This is a genomic window from uncultured Thiohalocapsa sp., from assembly GCF_913063425.1.
Classification (GTDB): domain Bacteria; phylum Pseudomonadota; class Gammaproteobacteria; order Chromatiales; family Chromatiaceae; genus Thiohalocapsa.
The window spans coordinates 1-17,845 of the sequence record NZ_CAJXYK010000040.1 but is presented as its reverse complement, the minus strand read 5'-3'; the positions used below and the strand labels follow the sequence as shown (position 1 = coordinate 17,845).

The window sequence follows — 17,845 nt, the reverse complement described above, 5'->3', positions numbered from 1 at the left end:
CCGTCCGTTCCGCCGGCCGGCGCCGACGCACTGAAGGAGAGTCCCATGCCCCGCACAACCAACAGCTCCCGCGGCAAGCTCATCTATGCCCTCACGGACTTCGGCGAGGGCAGCGACGAGCAGATCTACAAGGTCCAGGGAATCGGCGGCAATACCGTCTACAGCATCAGCACCGGCGATGTCTCGGCGGTGGTCAGCGACATCCACAGCCCAAAGGTCCGGCCCGAGCGGCGCAATCTGATGGCCCACCGCGCCGTGCTCGCGCACCTGCTGGAGGTGGGCTCGGTGCTGCCCATGCGGTTCGGCGTGGTGGCCGCCAATGCCGAGGCGGTGCGCGACCTGCTGCGGGTCAACAACGAGGCCATCACCGAGCAGCTCTACCGCGTGCGTCACCGTATCGAAATGGGTCTGCGCGTATCCTGGGACGTGGCCAACATCTACGAGTACTTCGTCGGCATGCACCCGCTGCTTCAGGAGGCGCGCGATCGGCTCCTGGCCCTCGGCGACAACGCGCCGCGCGACGAGAAGATCGAGGTCGGCCGCCTGTTCGACCGGCTGGTGAACGAGGCCCGGGAGCAGTACACGGAGCAGGTCATGGAGGTGATGCGCAATCACTGCGAAGAGGTGATGTCCAACCCCACCAAGAAGGAGAAGGAGGTCATGAATCTGGCCTGTCTCATCGAGCGGGACGCCCAGGCCGAGTTCGAGCGGGGCGTGTTCGAGGCCTCCAAACTGTTCAACAACGACTATCTGTTCGACTACAACGGCCCCTGGGCGCCGCACAACTTCGTCGAGCTGGATCTGAAGACACCGGCAACCGCAGCGGCCGAGGAAGAGGCCGGCTGACACCACACCAAAGCCCAGATACACCCGGGCGGCCCCGGCAGACACCGCCGCGTGCGAGCGCATGCGGCGGGCCGGGCGGCCCCGCTGAGGAGACGCGCATGCTGCTGATCGACGACATTCTGCTGTCCCCGTACAAAGGGCTGCTCTGGGTCTTCGAAGAGATCCACAACACCGCCGTGGACGAGCTCGAAGGCGAGGCGGAGCGCATCCGCAACGAGCTGACGGACCTCTACATGATGCTCGAGACGGAGCAGATTGACGACGCCGAGTTCGACCGGCGCGAGTCCGCGCTGCTGGACCGGCTCGACGAGCTGGAAGCACAGGGGCTGGGGGACGAGGACGACGCGGAGGACGCCGACGCGGAAGAAGCGGCCGACGAGGCCGGCGACGACGCCGGCAGCCGCCGCTGGCTCCTCGCCGATGCCGACGCCGATGCCGACGCCGGCACCCAGGCGCATGCCGACGCCGACGCCCGGCGGGTCCTGGAGTCCGAGCGGCACTGAGCGCGCAGCTGTCCAGCCGGTGACATCATGTCCACCCCCGCCCCTGTGCCCGGCTTCCTGGAGGCTGCCGGGCTGATGCTGCTGTTCTTCGGTGGCAAGGGCGGCGTCGGCAAGACCAGCTGTGCCTGTGCCGCCGCGTTCGCCATCGCGCGCCGTCGGCCCGACGAGCCGATCCTGCTGCTGTCCACGGATCCTGCCCATTCCGTGAGCGACGCACTGGCTAGCCTGCACGCCCCCGGCAACCTGGAGGTGCTGCAGCTGGACGCCGATGCCTCCCTCAGGGCGTTCCGCGAGCGGCACCGCGCACTGCTGCGCGAGATCTCGCAGCGCGGCACCCTGCTCGACAACGACGACATCGATGCGCTGCTGGAGGTCGCGCTGCCCGGGCTGGACGAGCTGGCCGCCTATCTGGAGCTGGCGGATTGGATCGAGCAGGCCCGCTACGCCTGCATCGTCGTGGACACGGCGCCCACCGGCCACGCCCTGCGGCTGCTCGCCATGCCCGGGCTGGTGCGGCGCTGGCTGGATGCGCTGGATGCCCTGCTCGCCAAGCACCGCTACCTGCGCCGGCGCTTTGGTGGGGATGCCCGCCCCGACCATCTCGATGACTTCCTCGCCCGCCTGGACCGCTCGCGCGGGACCCTGGTGGAGCGTCTCACCGACGCCGAGCGCTGCCGCTTCGTGCCCGTGACCTTGGCCGAGCGCATGAGCGTTGCCGAGACCCAGGATCTGCTTGGCCTGCTCGGCGCGCAGGCCATCCCGGTGTCCGACCTGGTGGTGAACCGCCTGGTGCCCGCTTCCCCCTGCGAGCACGCCGCCGGGGACGGCCCTGAGGCAGCGGCGCACGACCTGTGCCCGGTGTGCGCCGCCGAGCGCGAGCGTCAGATCGCAGCGCTCGCGCCGCTGCGGGCGCTGGCGCCCGACGCCCGACTGCTGGGGCTGCCGCTGCTGGCGGACGAGCCCCGCGGCGCGGACCTTGCCGGGCTCTTCGAGCAGGCCACAACGGTGCCCGAGGCCGCACGCCCCGCAGCCGCGTCGGCGGCGGCAACAGCGCCGTGGACGCTGCCGGTGCAGGTGGCGCATGCGGCACCGCTGCCGCCCCCCGGGCTGCGGCTCCTGGTCTTCGCCGGCAAGGGGGGCGTGGGCAAGTCCACGCTCGCCTGCGCCACGGCCCTGCACCTGAACCGCGTGCGCCCGGCACAACGGCTGCTGCTCTTCTCCACCGACCCGGCCCATTCCCTGGCGGATGCCCTCGGCCGCCCGGTGGGCAGCGAGCCGACCCTGGTGCGCCCGGGCCTGGAGGCCCAGGAGGTGGACGCCGAAGGCGCCTTCGCCGCCATCCGCGCCGCCTACCGTGACGAGCTGGAGCGGCTCCTGATGAATCACCTGGGCAGTCTGGACATCACCTTCGACCGCCAGGTGATGGAGCGGCTGCTGGACCTGGCCCCGCCGGGCCTGGACGAGGTGATGGCGCTCACCACCGCCATCGACCACCTGGACGCCGACCGCTACGACCTGATCGTGCTCGACGCCGCCCCCAGCGGCCATCTGCTGCGCCTGCTGGAGCTGCCGGAGCTCATCGGCGACTGGCTCAAGCTCTTTTTCCAGCTGTTGCTCAAGTATCGCGACATCCTGCGCCTGCCGCGGCTCTCCGAGCAGCTGGTGGCCCTGTCCCGCGCCACCAAGCGGCTGCGGGCGCTGCTGGCGGACCCCCATCGCACCCGGGTGCAGGTGGTCAGCGTGGCCACGGCGCTGGGGCTTGCCGAGACCGGGGACCTGACGGCGGCGCTCGCGGACCTGTCCATCGCCGCCCCGGTGCTGGCCCTGAATCAGCTGACGCCGCCCGGCCCTGCGGACTGCCGCTGCGCGCTCTGCAGCGCGCTGCGCCGGCGGGAGTCCGAGCAGGTGGCGGCCGCGGCGCGCTTCGCACCCATGCACCGCACCCTGGTCTATCGCCAGCACGAGCCCGCGGGCCTGGATGACCTGGCGGCCCTGGGCGCGGCCTTCTACGGGCAACGGACCCTGGAGCTTGGCCGATGAGTCACGACACCGCGACGGCTGCGCCGGAGGCCTGCCCCGAGAGCCAGCACATCTCGCTGTGCGAGGCGCTGGACCGGGTGCTCAACAAGGGGGCCGTGGTGGCGGCGGAGATCACCATCAGCGTCGCCGACGTGGACCTTGTCTATCTCAGTCTGCAGGCCCTGGTGACCTCGGTGGAGACCGGGCGGCGCCTGCAGGACCAAATGCAGCGGGAGATGGCGAATCATGAGCAATGACATTCGGTACCTCGACCCGCGGGCCACCGCCGACGCCGCCCGACCGGCGGATGGCCTGCCGGGGCGCCCGCCGGCCGCCGCAACGGCACCCGGTGCCCGGGTGGATATCGACGGCGAGCGCGTGCGCAACGGCCTGGCACAGCTCGTGCTGACTTTGGTGAAACTGCTGCATGAGCTGCTGGAGCGCCAGGCCATCGCCCGCATGGACTCAGGCAGCCTGAGTGATGAGGAGATCGAGCGCCTCGGCACCACCCTGATGCGCCAGGCCGAGGAGCTGAAGCGCGTCCAAGAGGTCTTCGGCCTCGCGGACGAAGACCTGAACATCGACCTCGGCCCCCTGGGCCGGCTGCTCTAAAGCCGCCCGCGGCCGGTCACCCGGAGAGCCCCCATGGCCGTCACCGTCAACCAAAGAAGCCCGTCCCATTCCACCAGCAGCACCACGGTCGCGGACCTGCTTGAGCGCGTGCTCGACAAGGGCGTCGTCGTCGCCGGCGACATCCGCGTCAAGCTCGTGGAGGTGGAGCTGCTGTCGCTGGAGATCCGCCTGCTGATTTGCTCCGTGGACAAGGCGGTGGAGATGGGCCTCGACTGGTGGCGCGGCAATCCCGCCTTCGACACCAGTGCCCGCGGCAGACCCCCGGCGGCGGCGGCCGACGCCCCCGCTCCGGAGCGCGCCGACCAGCCCCAGCCGACGCAGCCCAGCGACACCCCGGCACTGGAGGAGCGCCTCGCGCGCATTGAGGCCCTGCTCGCAGAGCGCCCACCCACCGCAGTCAACTAAAACGGGGACGGTATACTTAACTCCCCAAAAAATGGCGACGGTATACTTAACCCCTCTGGCTGAGCGGTCAGGCTCGGGGTGATCCACATCCAGGGGATGTCGGCTGCGGCGCCGCAGGGGTCATCAGCGCCGCGACCTTAGACCATGCCCTGATGCTCCGATGCGGACGTGTCGAGGCCGCCCAGGGTACGCCGACGTCAGTCGGCATCCTGGGGCAGGTGGACTTCAGTACGCCGCCGGCAAGTGATCGCACGGCATCGTGTTTCTCGCGCGCTGCACGAGAACAGTCCCTGTGCGGCTGCGGCCGTCAGTCGGACGCCTTGTCCTCTGGCTGCGGCCGGCGGAAGGTGAGATTGCCGCACTCGGCGCAGGGCGGGATGCGCCCGGTGCGGGTGAAGTTGGTCTCGGCGCCGCACTTGTCGCAGATGAGCGTGCCCGGGCCCGTGATCTGGCCTGCCTGGTAGAGGCTCGCCTGGCGCGCGCGCTCCGCCCATTGCTTGAGCTGCAGGCTCGTCTGGTCGGCAACGCTGGTGAAGGCGTCGAGCATGCGCTGCTCGATGAGCTCCAAGTCGAAGCGCCACCATTCGCGCAGATCCTCGCCCGTGTCCGCCAGCCAATGGGCGGCATCTTCGATGTCGCGCTCCACATAGTCGGTGATCTTGGCTGCCTCCTCGCGGGTGAGCTCGCCCAGCTCCACCATGTTGTCGCGGACCTGCTCCAGCATGTGGCGGAGCTTGGGGGCGGACTCCTGAGCTTGCTCGATGCCCTCGCGCGTGCGCTTGAGCATCTCATCGTAGGCATCCACCAGGTGGTCGGTGGTGCGGTCTCGGTCATGGCCCTGGTTGCTGTCGTTCATCGCGCACTCCGTCGGTTGGCGGCCCCCACAGAATCCGGGAGAACCTGACTCCAAGTCTGCGCGATGGGGCGGAAATGGCAAGCGCCCGCAGGCAATCGCGCGTGTCCGCCGGCGTTGGCTGGCATCAGGGCGGTGCCGTGGGCAGGCCGACGATGCGCTCGCGCCCTGCGATGGCGCGCTCGGCGATGTGGATGGCCTGCTCGTAGGCGAGGTTGAGCTGCGCGAGCAGGTCTGCGAGCGCCGCCGGGTCTTCGCGGTGCATGCGCGCGGCGAAGGATTCGGCGAGCCCCGTGTAGAGCCGACATTGGGTGAGCCGGACCCGGTCGTTGTTGCCACCGTGGCGGATCAGCCTGGACATGAGCTCAAGTTGCCGCAGCTGCTCGGCATGCTCGGCGCGGTGCTGGAGCAGTGCCGCGACGGCCGGGTCCCGGCAGCGCGCGGCGAGTTGCAGCAGCTCCTGCGGCGCAGCGGTGGTGGCGGCGGCGGAGAAGGGCGTCCCGCAGGCCGCGGGCTCCGTCGGCGCGACCGGCGCCTGTGTGGGCGTCAGCGTGGGCGCCGCTGAAGCGGCGTCTGCGGCCTGCGTCTGTGGCGCCACCGCGGCTGCCAGCAACATGAGCATGGGCCATGGGCGGTGGCGGCCAAATGAGCCCGGGTGGCGGTCGGATGGGCGGGGGAGCAGCATCGGCGGGCCTCCGTCGCGAGCAGGTTGCCGGCCGCTGCGTGGAGAGCCTGAGCGGCGGACTTGGGTATGTCACGAATTCGTAACATAAGTCCCCGCGGATTGAAACCGCCAATGGCCATTGGCGGAGCGGCGCGCAGACTGCGACAGCCGGCGCTGTGGGAGCGGCCTGCGGCTGCGACGGCCATCTGCGGCGCCCGAGTCGCGGCAGGAATGCCGCTCCCACAGAGCCAGCGCGCTGTGGGAGCGGCCTATGGCCGCGACGGGTGTGTGCGGGGCCGGTTCGCGGCAGGAATGCCGCTCCCACAGAGCCAGCGCGCTGTGGGAGCGGCCTATGGCCGCGACGGCCGTATGCGGGGCCGGGATCGCGGCAGGAATGCCGCTCCCACAGAGTCAGCGCCCGCTGTGGGAGCGGCCTCTGGCCGCGACGGGTGTGTGCGAGAGCGGGTCGCGCCAGGAATGCCGCTCCCACAGAGTCCACTCACACCCAAATCGCATCCCACAGCGGATACGCGCCGATGTCACCGCACAGCTCCGCCCGCAGCGGGTTGGCAACGATGTATCGCGCGATGGCCCGAACATCGTCTTCTGCGCGCAGGGCTCGGTCGAAGTAGCCCTCCTGCCACACGGCGCCGCGGCGTTGCAGGCGCTCGTTGATGCAATGGGCGCTGAAGCCCTTCACAGCCCGCATCAGCCGATCCAGCGACGTGTCTCCGCGCAGCTGTACCAGCCAGTGCAGATGATCCGGCATCACGACGAAGGCGAGGCTCAACACCGCGCCCTGCTGATGCTGATGCCGCAAAGCGGCTACCACTTCCCGGCCGAGGAAGAGATCTGCGACCAAGGGCTCACGTCGCGCGGTGGACGTGCGCAGATGATAGATGCGCCCGGATTCGGAGCAGCGCCCCTTGCGCAGGGCGCGGCTGTGCGGGTCATGCGCAGTGCGGTCCAGTTTGTCGATCCTTCAATGCGAGCACGATGTGGGGCAAGGATAGCCTGTGTACGGCAGCCATGCACGGCGATCTGACTGTCGGCGGGGGCCTGGGTCGCGGCAGGAATGCCGCTCCCACAGAGCCAGTGCGCTGTGGGAGCGGCCTCCGGCCGCGACGGCTGCCTGCGGGGCCGGGTCGCGGCAGGAATGCCGCTCCCACAGAGCCAGCACGCTGTGGGAGCGGCCTCTGGCCGCGACGGGTGTGTGCGGCGCCCGGGTCGCGGCAGGAATGCCGCTCCCACAGAGCCAGTGCGCTGTGGGAGCGGCCTGCGGCTGCGACGGGTGCCTGCGAGGCCGGTTCGCGGCAGGAATGCCGCTCCCACAGAGCCAGTGCGCTGTGGGAGCGGCCTCTGGCCGCGACGGGTGTGTGTGGGGCCGGGTCGCGGCAGGAATGCCGCTCCCACAGAGCCAGTGCGCTGTGGGAGCGGCCTCTGGCCGCGACGGGTGTGTGCGAGAGCGGGTCGCGGCAGGAATGGCGCTCCCACAGAGCCAGTGCGCGCTGTGGGAGCGGCCTCTGGCCGCGACGGGTGTGTGCGAGAGCGGGTCGCGGCAGGAATGCCGCTCCCACGACGCGCCGCCGCCCTTTGCCCACCTCGGGTGCCGGGTTAGACTGGCGGTCCCATCCCGCTGAGCAGCGCGTCTGCGCCGCCGCTCGGCCCCCGCCGCAGTACCCGCACCATGACCGATCTCGCCGCCGACCCCTCCGAGCGCCTCGACGTGTCCGCCCCCAATGCGGAGCAGGACATCACGCTGTTTGCCAATCTGCTGGGCGAGGTGCTGCGCGAGCACAGCCGCAAGCGTGTGCTGGTGGTGGTGGAGCGCCTGCGCGACGGCTTTCTGACCCTGCGCGAGCAGGACGACCCGGAGCTGCGAGCGAAGCTTATGAAGCGCATCGACCAGCTCGATCCGCAGACGCTCTCCGACGTGATCCGCGCCTACACCATTTATTTCTCGCTCGCGCACATCGCCGAAGAGGTGCAGAGCTTCCTTGCGCGGCGCGCCCGCATCAGCGCCGGCGGGCGGCTGTGGCGGGGCTCCTTCGACCACACCCTGCGGCAATTCGCCGAAGAGGGCGTGAGCGCCGAGCGCTTCCAGGCGCTGCTGGACCGGCTGCTCTACCTGCCGGTGTTCACGGCACACCCGACCGAGGCCAAGCGGCGCACCACGCTGGAGACGCAGCGGCGCATCTTTCTGCTGATGCTGGACTGGCGGCGCTCGGTGCTGAACGCCGAGGAAGAGCAGGACCGCATGGCGGAGATCCTGCGCGAGATCCAGATCCTCTGGAAGACGGACGAGGTGCGGGTGCACAAGCCGCAGGTGACGGACGAGGTCCGCCAGGGGCTGTATTTCTTTCATGCCTCCCTGTTCGAGACCCTGCCGCGCATCTACCAGAACCTGGAGAAGTCCGTGCGCCGCGCCTACGGGCCGGACTCCGGTATTCGGGTGCCGAGCTTCGTGGCCTTCGGCTCCTGGATCGGCGGCGACCGCGACGGCAACCCCTTCGTGAAGCCGGACACCACGGCGCTCGCCGTGCGCATGCACTGCGAGGAGGCGCTGACGGAGTACATCCGCCGGGTCAAGGCACTCACCCGCATCCTGAGCCACTCCAGCACCCTGGTGCAGCCGTCCCAGGCCTTCCTGGACAGCCTGGACGAGGACGAGGACTACTGGCTCGGCGCCATGGGCCAGACCCCGCGGCGCTATTACCACGAGCCCTATCGACGCAAGCTCGCCATCGTCCGCCACCGGCTGGAGACCAACCTGGCGCGGGTGCAGGCGCGCATCGAGCACCCGGAGGCGCCGACGGACACGGTGAAGGGCTACGACGACGCCGACGCCCTGCTGGCGGACCTGTACCTGATCCGCGACTCCTTGGAGAGCCACGGCGATGCCAATGCCGGCGACGGCCCGCTGGCGGACCTGATCCGGCTGGTGGAGAGCTTCGGCTTCCACCTGGTGCAGCTCGACGTGCGCCAGGAGTCCACCCGGCACACGGCAGCCGTCACCGAGCTGTTCGCCCGCCAGCCGGGGGCGCCCTTCTACGAGTCCTATTCCGAGCAGCAGAAGCTCCAGGCCCTGGCCGAGGCCATCGCGCACCCCTATCCCTTCCTCATCGACAAGGGCACGCTGACCCCGGAGACGCGGGAGACGCTGGAGGTGTTCGAGGTCATGGCGCGCATGCGCGCCGAGATCAGCCAGCACGTGTTCGGGTCCTATGTCATCTCCATGACCCATCACGCCAGCCATGTGATGGAGGTGATGCTGCTGGCCCGCCTGGCGGGGCTCGCCGGCAAGACGCCCCAGGGCTGGTTCTGCGACATCCGCATCGCCCCCCTGTTCGAGACCATCGACGACCTGGAGCGCATCGACACCGTGATGTCGGCGCTGTTCGACAACGCCACCTATGCCGCGCTGCTCAAGGCGTCAGGCAACCTGCAGGAGGTGATGCTCGGCTACTCGGACTCCTGCAAGGACGGCGGCATCCTGTCGTCGGCCTGGAACCTGTACGAGGCGCAGGAGAAGATCGTGGCCCTGGCGGAAGGGCGCGGCGTGCACTGCCGGCTCTTCCATGGCCGCGGCGGCACCATCGGCCGCGGCGGCGGCCCCACCCACGAGGCCATCCTGTCGCAGCCGGACGACACGGTGCACGGGCAGATCAAGTTCACCGAGCAGGGCGAGGTGCTGTCCTACCGCTACGCCAACCCCGAGACCGCCCTCTACGAGCTCACCATGGGCATCAGCGGCCTCATCAAGGCCAGCCGCTGTGTCATCGAGCCGCCGCCGAAGCCGCGCAAGGACTTCCTGGGCATCATGGCGGAGCTGGCGCGCTACGGCGAGGAGGCCTACCGCAGCCTGGTGGACGCCGAGGGCCTGCTCGACTATTTCTACGAGGTGGCGCCGGTGGACGCCATTGCGCTGCTCAACATCGGCTCACGGCCCTCGCATCGCAAGAAGGCGGACCGCTCGCTCAACTCCATCCGCGCCATCCCCTGGGTGTTCGGCTGGGCGCAGTCACGCCACACCCTGCCCGCCTGGTACGGCATCGGCAGCGCCATCGAGCGCTGGCGCGCCGGCGACGTGGAGCGCCTTGCCAAGCTCCAGAAGATGTACGAGGAGTGGCCCTTTTTCCGCGCTATCCTGAGCAACACCCAGATGTCGCTGTTCAAGGCGGAGATGCACATCGCCGCCAGCTACACCCAGCTCGCCACCGACAAGGACCGCGCCGCGCGCATCTACGGCCTCATCGCCGCCGAGTACGAGCGCACCCGCACCCAGGTGCTGAACATCGCGGGCCTGCATGGGCTGATGGAGGAAACGCCGGATCTGCAGCTCTCGCTCGCGCGCCGCAACACCTACCTGGACCCGCTGAATCACGTGCAGATCGCGCTGCTGCAGCGCTACCGCAGCAGCGGCGATGACGACGGCCGCGAGCAATGGCTGGACCCGCTGCTGCGCTCCATCAACGCCGTCGCCGCCGGCATGCGCAACACCGGCTGACGTGGGAGCGGCCTGCGGCCGCCACAGCCCGCCTCGCCGACCGGCGGACTCATCGGCTGACGTGCAGCCTGGAGACACAGCGTCGCAGCCGTTCCCGAACAGGTCCCCGGAGCCGAGCGGGGCGGTTTAAAGGTGCCACGATGATCCAGCAAACCTAAGCACCATGCGCCGGAGCTGTTCGACAAGGCATGGCAGCGGGCGCGCAGAGCAGCCCAGCGCACGTTCGATCTGCATCGCGCGGATGTCCGGGTGCCCGCTATCTGCCCTTACACCACAGAGCAGGTGCTTAATCCGGATTACTTTCCCGGCATCGGGCGAGGGCCTGACCAGTAACCGGATCCGTTTCGGCGTCTACGCGCGCTCGCGGCAGGCATGCCGCTGCCACATCAGCGCGGGGTGTCAGCGCGCGGCATCGCTGAGCCGGATGCCCCGCTCACGCGCAATCTCGTGCAGCGGATGTGGCGCGCGGCTGCGCGGCCGAATGGCGAGGTCGATCTTCTGCTCGCCGTAGATCGCCTCCAGCCTCCGCAACAGGTCCGAGCGCCGGGTGACGATATCCCGGTCCAAGTCGGTTTCGATATAGAGGTCGATATCCCCGCCGCGCTTGGCGTCGTCGGTGCGGGAGCCGAACAGCCAGACCTGGGCAGTGTCGCCGAAGCTCTCCCGGACCGCCTGCAACACCGGGGCAATCGTTGCCGGATCGAGTCTCATTGCCAGGAGTCCTCACCGCCGACCTGCGGCCACGTGTAAGCCGATCCGATCCTTCGCATAGGCCAGCGTCCGGTCGAGCGCGGCGAGCAGCTCCGGCCCTCTGTGCCAATGTAGGCGAGACATCTGCCCCTTGCTGAATGACTGTAGGGCGAAGAGGAGATCACTGATTTCGAAGCCGACAGAGCAGAGTCGGACCCGCGCGGGCGCCCGAGCGCCCGGAACCCGATCCGGTGGTGGTCGATGCTGACGTGGTGGGGCAACGTGCCGTCGTCGCCAACGCCGCCCCATCGGCACCCTACAGCTTGCGCCTACAGACATGACCACGATCAACCTGTACCAGCACGATATCCATGCCTGGACTCGGCAGACCGCTGAGCTGCCCAAGGCGCGTCGCTGTCAGGACATCGATGTCGAGCATCTGACCGAGGAGCTGGAGAACCTGGCTCGTCGCGATCACCAAGAGCTTGGCAGCCGGCTCAACATACTGCTCGGCCATCTGCTGAAGTGGGAGTACCAGCTGACGCACCCTACAGCTCCTCCGTTTCAGTTGTTTTTGAACCATTCCTAACCGCAGCGCATCCACCAGACGTGGTCGGCCGATGCGGATTAATTCAATATACCGTCCCCGCAATTAGGCCAAAGCCCGCGCGCTGTGGGCGCGGCCTCCGGCCGCGACAGCCGCGAGCAGGATCAAGTCGCGGCAGGAATGCCGCTCCCACAGCGCATGCGCAGCCCGCTCAGCCCGGCACCAAGACCCGGCTCTGCGGCAGCGCTGCCCGCAATCTGGAGGCAAGCTCGGCCTTGGCGCCGTCGTCGCCGTGCACCAGGCGAATCTCCCCGGGCGCGCTCGGAATCCCGGTGACGAAGTCCATCAGGTGCTGCTGATCGTGATGCGCCGAGTAGCCGCCGATGGTCTGCACCCGGGCACGGATGTCGTAACGCTCCCCGTCCAGAACCACATAGCCGCCGCGGGGCCCGTAGCGCTGGATGTCGCGCCCCGGCGTGCCCGCCGCCTGGTAGCCGACGAAGAGCACATCGTGGCGCGGGTCGCCGAGCAGGGCCTTCAGGTAGTTCACCACCCGGCCGCCCGCACACATGCCGCTGGCGGCGATCACCACCGCCGGCTGGCGGCTGTGGGCCAGGTAGTTGACCATGCGCAGGTGGTCGTCGTGGCCGTCCACGGTGACCAGCTGCTCGAACGCGAGCGGGTGGCGGCCCTGCTGCACGCGCCGCAGGGCCTCCGCGTCCCAGTGGTCGCGCAGCCGCCGGTAACCGGCGGTGAAATCCGCCGCCAGGGGTGAGTCCAGCACCACCTGAAGGCGTTGCCAGGCCGCGCGGGGCATGTCGCCCTCGTCGCCGTGGGCATGGAACAGCGCCTCCAGCTCATACAGCAGCTCCTGGGTGCGCCCGATGCTGAAGGCCGGGATCAGCACCGTGCCGCCGTCGCGCAGGGCGTGCTCCATCACCTCCCGCAGGCGCTCGGTGCGGGTGGTGCGGTCCTCGTGACGGCGGTCGCCGTAGGTGCTCTCCAGCACCAGCACGTCGGCGCGCTCGGGTGACGCAGGCGCCGGCAGCAGCGGCGTGTCCGGCGCGCCCAGGTCACCGGAGAACACCACACGCCGGCCATCGGCCTGGCACTCCACATAGGCGGAGCCCAGGATGTGCCCCGCCGGCTGCAGCCGCACCTGCCCATCGCCGCCGTCCCCCGGCATCGGCTTGCCCGACAGGTCCACCCACTGTCCATAGGGCACGGCAACGATGCGCGCGCGCAGCACCTCCAGCACCTGCTCGATGAGCTGGCGGTTGCGCGTGAAGCCCACCTTCAGGGCATCCTCCAGCACCAACGGCAGCAGCTCTGCCGACGCCGGGCTGCACAGGATGGGCCCCCGGTAGCCCGCCGCCAGCAGGTACGGCAATCGGCCCACATGGTCGATGTGCACATGCGTCACCACCAGCGCCGCGATGGGCTCGACCGCAAAGCCGATCTCCAACTGCTCCGCCCGGGCGCCGTCCGGCCCGGCTTCGGCACCCTGAAACAGCCCGCAGTCGACGAGCACAGCGCGCCCGTCATCCAGCGTCAGCTGATGGCAGGAGCCGGTGACGCCGTCGACGGCGCCGTGGTGGAGAATCTGCATGATCTCAATTCCACTTCCGCTCACAACCTGAGACAGCGGCAGCGTTGCCCGCAATGACCTCAAAAGTGTACACCGCAGCCCGAGCACAACGCCGAAGCCAATACAACGCAGGCCCGCAGCCCGGAGAGTGGACAAGCGAAGCGTTGGGTGGACAAGCGAAGCGCAGTCCACCACGTCTTCGAAGGAGTGGACGGCTCCGCAAGCGGCATCCAGACCGTCCAATTAAGGTTACCGTCCCCGCAATTCGGACCTGTTCGCGGTGCTGGACTGGATGATGCGCCTGCCGGAGAATCTGGAGCAGCAGCTTTGGCAAGACATTCAAGCCCTCGAAGGAGCCCAGACAATGCGCTACATCACCAGTGTGGAACGCATCGGCCGTCGCATCGGCTGGGAGGAAGGCCAACTCGCTGGCAAGCAGGAAGGCAAGCAGGAAGGCGAGGTCGCCCTGCTTGCGATGCTCTTATCCCAACGCTTCGGCCCGCTCAGCGAGGACACCCGCGCGCACCTGGAGCAGGCCGACGCCGCCCAGCTCGAGCGCTGGGCCAAGCGCCTGCTAGATGCAGCCAGCCTCGCCGAGGTCTTCGACGAGCACTGAGCTCCCGATCATCCAGATCGTGGGAGCGGCCTCCGGCCGCGACAGCCAGCACTGAGGCCCGCGTCGCGGCAAGAATACCGCTCCCACGACCCGTTCCGAGCCGTGGCGGCGGCCTCCCTGCCAAGACGCCGAGCCTATTGGCGTGTACGATAGTGCGCCTCTCGCCCCAGCACGGTCCGACATCGAGCCCGATGACCGAGCCCGAAACACCGGCAGACGACTACGACAACCCGTGGAAGACCATGCTGGCCCATGCCTTCCCGGAGCTGATGGCGTTCTACTTCCCCGGTGCTCATGCCCGCATCGACTGGACCCACGAGCACAGCTTTCTGGATACCGAGCTGCGTCAGGTGGTCCGCGACGCCGAGCTCGGCAAACGCGACGCCGATGCCCTGGTGCGGGTCACGCGCCGGGACGGCGCCGAGCAGTGGGTCTACATCCACATCGAAGTCCAAGGCCAGCGCGATGCGGACTTCGCCAAGCGCATGTTCACCTACAACTACCGACTCTACGACCGCTACGACCAACCCATCGCCAGCCTTGCGATCCTCGCCGACCTGAGCCCCGAGTGGAAGCCCGCCGGCTTCGACCTGGAGCAACTGGGCTGCACGCACCAATTCCGCTTCCCGGTCGTGAAGCTGCTCGACTTCACTGATCGGCTCCACCAACTGGAGCGTGATTCCAACCCCTTCGCGCTTGTCACCGCCGCACATCTCTACACTGCCCGCACGCGCGAGGACCCTAACGCCCGCTACCGCTTCAAGCGCCGGCTGGTGCAGTTGCTCTATCGCCACGGCTGGACACGCCAGCGCGTGTTGGACCTGTTCGCGGTGCTGGACTGGATGATGCGCCTGCCGGAGAATCTGGCTCAGCAGCTGTGGCAAGACATCCAAGCCCTCGAAGGAGCCCAGACAATGCGCTACATCACCAGTGTCGAACGCATCGGCCGCCGCATCGGCTGGGAGGAAGGCCAACTCGCTGGCAAGCAGGAAGGCAAGCAGGAAGGCAAGCAAGAAGGCGAGGCCGCCCTGCTTGTGATGCTCTTATCCCAACGCTTCGGCCCGCTCAGCGAGGACACCCGCGCGCGCCTGGAGCAGGCCGACGCCGCCCAGCTTGAGCGCTGGGCCAAGCGCCTGCTCGATGCAGCCAGCCTCGCCGAGGTCTTCGACGAGCACTGAGCTTCCGATCATCCAGATCGTGGGAGCGGCCTCCGGCCGCGACAGCCAGCGCCGAGGTCCGCGTCGCGGCAAGGATGCCGCTCCCACAGAGCACGGGCCGGACTTGGGAGCGCCATCCCTGCCGCGACAACCAGCCTGATACAGGGGGAGGCTTGCCCGCAATGACCTCAAAAGTGGTCACCGCAGCCCGAGCACAACGCCGAAGCCCATGCAACGCAGGCCCGCAGCCCGGAGAGTGGACAGGCGAAGCGCAGTCCACCACGTCTTCCAAGGAGTGGACGGCTCCGCAAGCGGCATCCAGACCGGCCAATTAAGTTTACCGTCCCCGCAATTCGATGCGCGCAGCGCGGCAGTCGTCCAGCGGCAGCTGGTGGCAGGAGCCGGTGACGCCGCCGACGCCGAAGCGGTGGTGGATGCGCTTGGATGCTCCCCTCGTGATCGCGCGGCGCTCTCGGGCCTTGGCCTTCCAGGTCGCAGGCGGGGTTACAGCCAATTCTCCGTGATCAGGCCCGGGACGCGCGTAAACTCGGCGAGGTTGTCCGTCACGACGACCGCGCCCAACGCGAGACCCTGCGCGGCGATCCAAAAATCATTGGCGCCGATCGGGGTACCGAGGCGCTCCAGGTGGGCTCGGACCTGCGCGTACGTTCGGCTGACCCGGCCGTCCAGTGGCGCCACTTCGATCCTCTCGACCAGTTTCGCCAGGCGAGCCGCGTTGCGCTCCCGCTAGGCACTCTTTGCCACACCCACTTCAAGCTCGCCCAAGACAACGGGCGAGAGCACGATGGCACTCAGCGGCGTTTGCTCCAGCCTTGGGCGCACTGCATCGGCGCCCTTCATGGCAGCGATGAAGATGTTGGTGTCGAGCAGCCAGCGCATACTAAAGCGTGGTCGCGGCTTCGGGCGGGCGATCATCAGGCGCGACCAGGTCGATCTCGCCGGCTGTTTGCCACAGCGGCCGGAAGGCCTCCGCCGCCATGATCTGCGCCTCCGGCACCAATCTGGCAACGACTCGGCCGCGGCGCATGATGGCGACCGTCTCGCCCGCTTCGACGGCGGCGAGCAATCCGGAGAGTTCTGCCTTGGCTTCTGCTATCTGCACTTGGCGCATGAGGGCATCCTGAAGCGTGACGATGTGGTCAGAATAGAACGGCGTCTCACGGAGAACAAGCCGTGTCAGGACTGCGGTCCGGCGTACACAGCCAAGCTGTGCCAGGACCGGGACCAGCATCTGGCCGCCGTTTTCGCGGTGCGTACGCAGAGCCTGGACTCGACCGCGTCAAACGTTCCGACCCGCGGCATCCGGCCCCGCGGGAGACCGCCCACCACCAGCAGCAGGTCGATGTCAGAATCCGGACGCATCGTGCCGCGCGCCACCGACCGGAACACGGCGGCGCTGACCAGTCGGTCGCCGTAGTGCTCAACGCATGCCGACTTCAGGGCCGCGAGGATCGCCTCGAAACGCTCATGCAGCATGATGCAGATCCTGCGACGGCTCGGCATGTCCGTCAGCGCAACACGTCCTGGGGTCGAGTGTACCCCATTGCGTCATGCGTGCACGCTGGGTGCCGAAGCCCGAGTCAAGTAAGCGCCGGCGTGGACGGCGAGGACCTGCTCTATCGGCCGCCCGTTGCCCGTAAAGCCCATCTCCAGCGGGTCCTTCAGCACCAGCGCCAGCAGCGCCGCCGACGCCGGGCTGCATAGGATCAGCCCGCGGTAGCCGGCCGCCGGCAGCTATGGCAGGCGCTCGACGTGCTCGATGTGCACGTTGGTGACAATCAGCGCCGTGATGGGCGCCACCGCAAAGCCGATCTCGAGCTGCCCGGCGCGCGCCGACCGGCCCCGCCTCGTCGCCCTGAAACAACCCGCAGTCGATGAGCAGCGCGCGGCCGGCATCCAGCGTCAGTTGGTGGCAGGAGCTGGTGACGCCGTTGCCGGCGCCGTGGTGATGGATGTGCATGTCTCCAATCCTGTGCTCAGGTCGCGCGACAGCCGCGTGCGATGCCGAAGTCGCGGCAGGAATGCCGCTCCCACAGAGCCCGCGCGCTGTGGGAGCGGCCTCTGGCCGCGACAGCCGCGTGCGATGCCGAAGTCGCGGCAGGAATGCCGCTCCCACAGAGCCCGTGCGCTGTGGGAGCGGCCTCTGGCCGCGACAGCCGCGTGCGAGGTCGAGTCGCGGCAGGAATGCCGCTCCCACAGCGCCCGCGCGCTGTGGGAGCGGCCTCTGGCCGCGACAGCCGCGTGCGAAGCCCGAGTCGCGGCAGGAATGCCCCTCCCACAGAGCCAGCGCGCTGTGGGAGCGGCCTCTGGCCGCGACAGGCGCCTGCGAGGCCCGGGTCGCGGCAGGACTGTCCCTCGTACGGCTCCGGTGCGTCCAGACCGCTCCAGAACACGCGGCCCAACCGCCCATCCCGAAGACAGGCGGCACGCATCGCCTCCGGAGGTGTCGTCAAAAACCGCGTGCCCGCGACAACTGCGCCTGGGACAACGGCGCCTGGAAGGACGCCCACTCGTTCGAGTATGATTGCCCCGAGCATACACGTAGGTTTGTACCCCATGCGCACCCTGGTCTGCTCATCCTGGGTCAGCGGCGGCCCCCCTTGCACGTGGTTCGCTGCATCTTCGGGGTACGAGTACGTGACGAGCAATGTGTAAAAAACTGCCGACGCGTGAGCTCAAGCCGGCGGACGCACAGAAAAGCCTTTCCGTTGAGATGCTTAACGCGCAATGCCCATCCATGTCACCTCAGTACAGGCAGCGGCTTGCCGGAAGAGGCGGCCTGTTCGCGGCAGTCAC

18 protein-coding genes and 2 pseudogenes are annotated in these 17,845 nt (G+C 68.7%); 11 read left to right on the top strand and 9 right to left on the bottom strand.

All coding sequences use genetic code 11. The annotated features are described in order from the left end of the window. The first annotated feature begins 45 nt into the window (after window positions 1-45). From QZ607_RS18810 to QZ607_RS18785, 6 genes are all read left to right on the top strand, one after another. Window positions 46-846 (top strand): GvpL/GvpF family gas vesicle protein, encoded by an 801-nt coding sequence (locus tag QZ607_RS18810; RefSeq protein WP_295885837.1) that lies wholly within the window; start codon window positions 46-48, stop codon window positions 844-846. A 98-nt stretch (window positions 847-944) separates the two neighbouring features. Further along, a complete protein-coding gene (locus QZ607_RS18805; protein ID WP_295885835.1) occupies window positions 945-1,349 on the top strand; it encodes a gas vesicle protein GvpG in 405 nt (134 codons plus the stop codon). Window positions 1,350-1,376: 27 nt separating this feature from the next. Next, on the top strand, window positions 1,377-3,389 hold the full coding sequence (locus QZ607_RS18800; RefSeq protein WP_295885834.1) for an ArsA family ATPase: 2,013 nt from the start codon (window positions 1,377-1,379) through the stop codon (window positions 3,387-3,389). Then, on the top strand, window positions 3,386-3,625 hold the full coding sequence (locus tag QZ607_RS18795) for a gas vesicle protein (protein ID WP_295885832.1): 240 nt from the start codon (window positions 3,386-3,388) through the stop codon (window positions 3,623-3,625). Before QZ607_RS18800 ends, QZ607_RS18795 begins: the two co-directional genes overlap by 4 nt. Continuing rightward, window positions 3,615-3,980, top strand: a complete 366-nt coding sequence (locus QZ607_RS18790; RefSeq protein WP_295885830.1) for a gas vesicle protein K — start codon at window positions 3,615-3,617, stop codon at window positions 3,978-3,980. The genes QZ607_RS18795 and QZ607_RS18790 overlap by 11 nt, the downstream gene beginning before the upstream one ends. A 33-nt stretch (window positions 3,981-4,013) precedes the next feature. Next, the gene (locus QZ607_RS18785; protein WP_295885828.1) at window positions 4,014-4,406 is read left to right on the top strand and encodes a gas vesicle protein; all 393 of its coding nucleotides are present in this window, start codon (window positions 4,014-4,016) and stop codon (window positions 4,404-4,406) included. A gap of 307 nt (window positions 4,407-4,713) precedes the next feature. Here the strand turns inward: QZ607_RS18785 and QZ607_RS18780 are convergent, their stop codons facing one another. The 3 genes from QZ607_RS18780 to QZ607_RS18770 form a co-directional block, all read right to left on the bottom strand. Continuing rightward, the gene (locus QZ607_RS18780; protein ID WP_295885826.1) at window positions 4,714-5,262 is read right to left on the bottom strand and encodes a zinc ribbon-containing protein; all 549 of its coding nucleotides are present in this window, start codon (window positions 5,260-5,262) and stop codon (window positions 4,714-4,716) included. Window positions 5,263-5,386: 124 nt separating this feature from the next. Continuing rightward, on the bottom strand, window positions 5,387-5,881 hold the full coding sequence (locus QZ607_RS18775) for a hypothetical protein (RefSeq protein WP_295885824.1): 495 nt from the start codon (window positions 5,879-5,881) through the stop codon (window positions 5,387-5,389). A 541-nt stretch (window positions 5,882-6,422) separates the two neighbouring features. Continuing rightward, window positions 6,423-6,857, bottom strand: a complete 435-nt coding sequence (locus tag QZ607_RS18770) for a transposase (protein WP_295885913.1) — start codon at window positions 6,855-6,857, stop codon at window positions 6,423-6,425. 753 nt (window positions 6,858-7,610) lie between these two features. Between QZ607_RS18770 and ppc the strand changes: the two genes are divergently transcribed. Next, window positions 7,611-10,430: a phosphoenolpyruvate carboxylase gene (gene ppc, locus QZ607_RS18765; RefSeq protein WP_295885822.1), complete on the top strand. Its 2,820-nt coding sequence runs from the start codon at window positions 7,611-7,613 to the stop codon at window positions 10,428-10,430. A 168-nt stretch (window positions 10,431-10,598) separates the two neighbouring features. Further along, window positions 10,599-10,763 (top strand): annotated as a pseudogene (locus tag QZ607_RS25945) (DUF29 family protein); the annotation flags it as partial. Window positions 10,764-10,829: 66 nt separating this feature from the next. On the opposite strand, the gene QZ607_RS18760 reads toward QZ607_RS25945, so the two are convergent. Further along, window positions 10,830-11,141, bottom strand: a complete 312-nt coding sequence (locus tag QZ607_RS18760; RefSeq protein WP_295885820.1) for a nucleotidyltransferase domain-containing protein — start codon at window positions 11,139-11,141, stop codon at window positions 10,830-10,832. A 316-nt stretch (window positions 11,142-11,457) separates the two neighbouring features. On the opposite strand from QZ607_RS18760, the gene QZ607_RS18755 reads away from it, so the two are divergent. Beyond that, window positions 11,458-11,709 carry a DUF29 domain-containing protein gene (locus tag QZ607_RS18755; RefSeq protein ID WP_295885816.1) on the top strand — a complete coding sequence of 84 codons (252 nt, stop codon included), beginning with the start codon at window positions 11,458-11,460 and terminating at the stop codon, window positions 11,707-11,709. A gap of 169 nt (window positions 11,710-11,878) precedes the next feature. Here the strand turns inward: QZ607_RS18755 and QZ607_RS18750 are convergent, their stop codons facing one another. Beyond that, entirely contained in the window at window positions 11,879-13,276 is a 1,398-nt protein-coding gene (locus QZ607_RS18750) for an MBL fold metallo-hydrolase (protein ID WP_295885815.1), read from the bottom strand. A 271-nt stretch (window positions 13,277-13,547) separates the two neighbouring features. Between QZ607_RS18750 and QZ607_RS18745 the strand changes: the two genes are divergently transcribed. Both QZ607_RS18745 and QZ607_RS18740 read left to right on the top strand, forming a co-directional pair. Further along, window positions 13,548-13,871, top strand: coding sequence for a DUF4351 domain-containing protein (locus QZ607_RS18745; RefSeq protein ID WP_295885813.1), 324 nt, complete (start codon window positions 13,548-13,550; stop codon window positions 13,869-13,871). Window positions 13,872-14,062: 191 nt separating this feature from the next. Then, window positions 14,063-15,049, top strand: coding sequence for a DUF4351 domain-containing protein (locus QZ607_RS18740; RefSeq protein ID WP_295885811.1), 987 nt, complete (start codon window positions 14,063-14,065; stop codon window positions 15,047-15,049). Window positions 15,050-15,532: 483 nt separating this feature from the next. Here QZ607_RS18740 and QZ607_RS18735 read toward each other — a convergent pair. From QZ607_RS18735 to QZ607_RS18720, 4 genes and pseudogenes are all read right to left on the bottom strand, one after another. Then, window positions 15,533-15,760: pseudogene (locus QZ607_RS18735) on the bottom strand (PIN domain-containing protein); the annotation flags it as partial. Window positions 15,761-15,775: 15 nt separating this feature from the next. Next, entirely contained in the window at window positions 15,776-15,928 is a 153-nt protein-coding gene (locus QZ607_RS18730) for a PIN domain-containing protein (protein ID WP_295885807.1), read from the bottom strand. Window position 15,929: 1 nt separating this feature from the next. Then, complete coding sequence (locus tag QZ607_RS18725) at window positions 15,930-16,160, bottom strand: type II toxin-antitoxin system Phd/YefM family antitoxin (protein ID WP_295885805.1); 231 nt, start codon at window positions 16,158-16,160, stop codon at window positions 15,930-15,932. Between the two features lie 65 nt (window positions 16,161-16,225). Then, window positions 16,226-16,525: a nucleotidyltransferase family protein gene (locus QZ607_RS18720; protein ID WP_295885802.1), complete on the bottom strand. Its 300-nt coding sequence runs from the start codon at window positions 16,523-16,525 to the stop codon at window positions 16,226-16,228. Window positions 16,526-17,845: the final 1,320 nt, after the last annotated feature.

Coding starts and splice junctions, on each gene's coding strand:
- QZ607_RS18810 (WP_295885837.1), top strand. CDS start 46: ATGCCCCGCACAACCAACAGCTCCCGCGGCAAGCTCATCTATGCCCTC.
- QZ607_RS18800 (WP_295885834.1), top strand. CDS start 1,377: ATGTCCACCCCCGCCCCTGTGCCCGGCTTCCTGGAGGCTGCCGGGCTG.
- QZ607_RS18750 (WP_295885815.1), bottom strand. CDS start 13,276: ATGCAGATTCTCCACCACGGCGCCGTCGACGGCGTCACCGGCTCCTGC.
- QZ607_RS18790 (WP_295885830.1), top strand. CDS start 3,615: ATGAGCAATGACATTCGGTACCTCGACCCGCGGGCCACCGCCGACGCC.
- QZ607_RS18785 (WP_295885828.1), top strand. CDS start 4,014: ATGGCCGTCACCGTCAACCAAAGAAGCCCGTCCCATTCCACCAGCAGC.
- QZ607_RS18745 (WP_295885813.1), top strand. CDS start 13,548: ATGATGCGCCTGCCGGAGAATCTGGAGCAGCAGCTTTGGCAAGACATT.
- QZ607_RS18775 (WP_295885824.1), bottom strand. CDS start 5,881: ATGCTCATGTTGCTGGCAGCCGCGGTGGCGCCACAGACGCAGGCCGCA.
- QZ607_RS18795 (WP_295885832.1), top strand. CDS start 3,386: ATGAGTCACGACACCGCGACGGCTGCGCCGGAGGCCTGCCCCGAGAGC.
- QZ607_RS18780 (WP_295885826.1), bottom strand. CDS start 5,262: ATGAACGACAGCAACCAGGGCCATGACCGAGACCGCACCACCGACCAC.
- QZ607_RS18755 (WP_295885816.1), top strand. CDS start 11,458: ATGACCACGATCAACCTGTACCAGCACGATATCCATGCCTGGACTCGG.
- QZ607_RS18720 (WP_295885802.1), bottom strand. CDS start 16,525: ATGCTGCATGAGCGTTTCGAGGCGATCCTCGCGGCCCTGAAGTCGGCA.
- ppc (WP_295885822.1), top strand. CDS start 7,611: ATGACCGATCTCGCCGCCGACCCCTCCGAGCGCCTCGACGTGTCCGCC.
- QZ607_RS18760 (WP_295885820.1), bottom strand. CDS start 11,141: ATGAGACTCGATCCGGCAACGATTGCCCCGGTGTTGCAGGCGGTCCGG.
- QZ607_RS18725 (WP_295885805.1), bottom strand. CDS start 16,160: ATGCGCCAAGTGCAGATAGCAGAAGCCAAGGCAGAACTCTCCGGATTG.
- QZ607_RS18805 (WP_295885835.1), top strand. CDS start 945: ATGCTGCTGATCGACGACATTCTGCTGTCCCCGTACAAAGGGCTGCTC.
- QZ607_RS18740 (WP_295885811.1), top strand. CDS start 14,063: ATGACCGAGCCCGAAACACCGGCAGACGACTACGACAACCCGTGGAAG.
- QZ607_RS18730 (WP_295885807.1), bottom strand. CDS start 15,928: ATGCGCTGGCTGCTCGACACCAACATCTTCATCGCTGCCATGAAGGGC.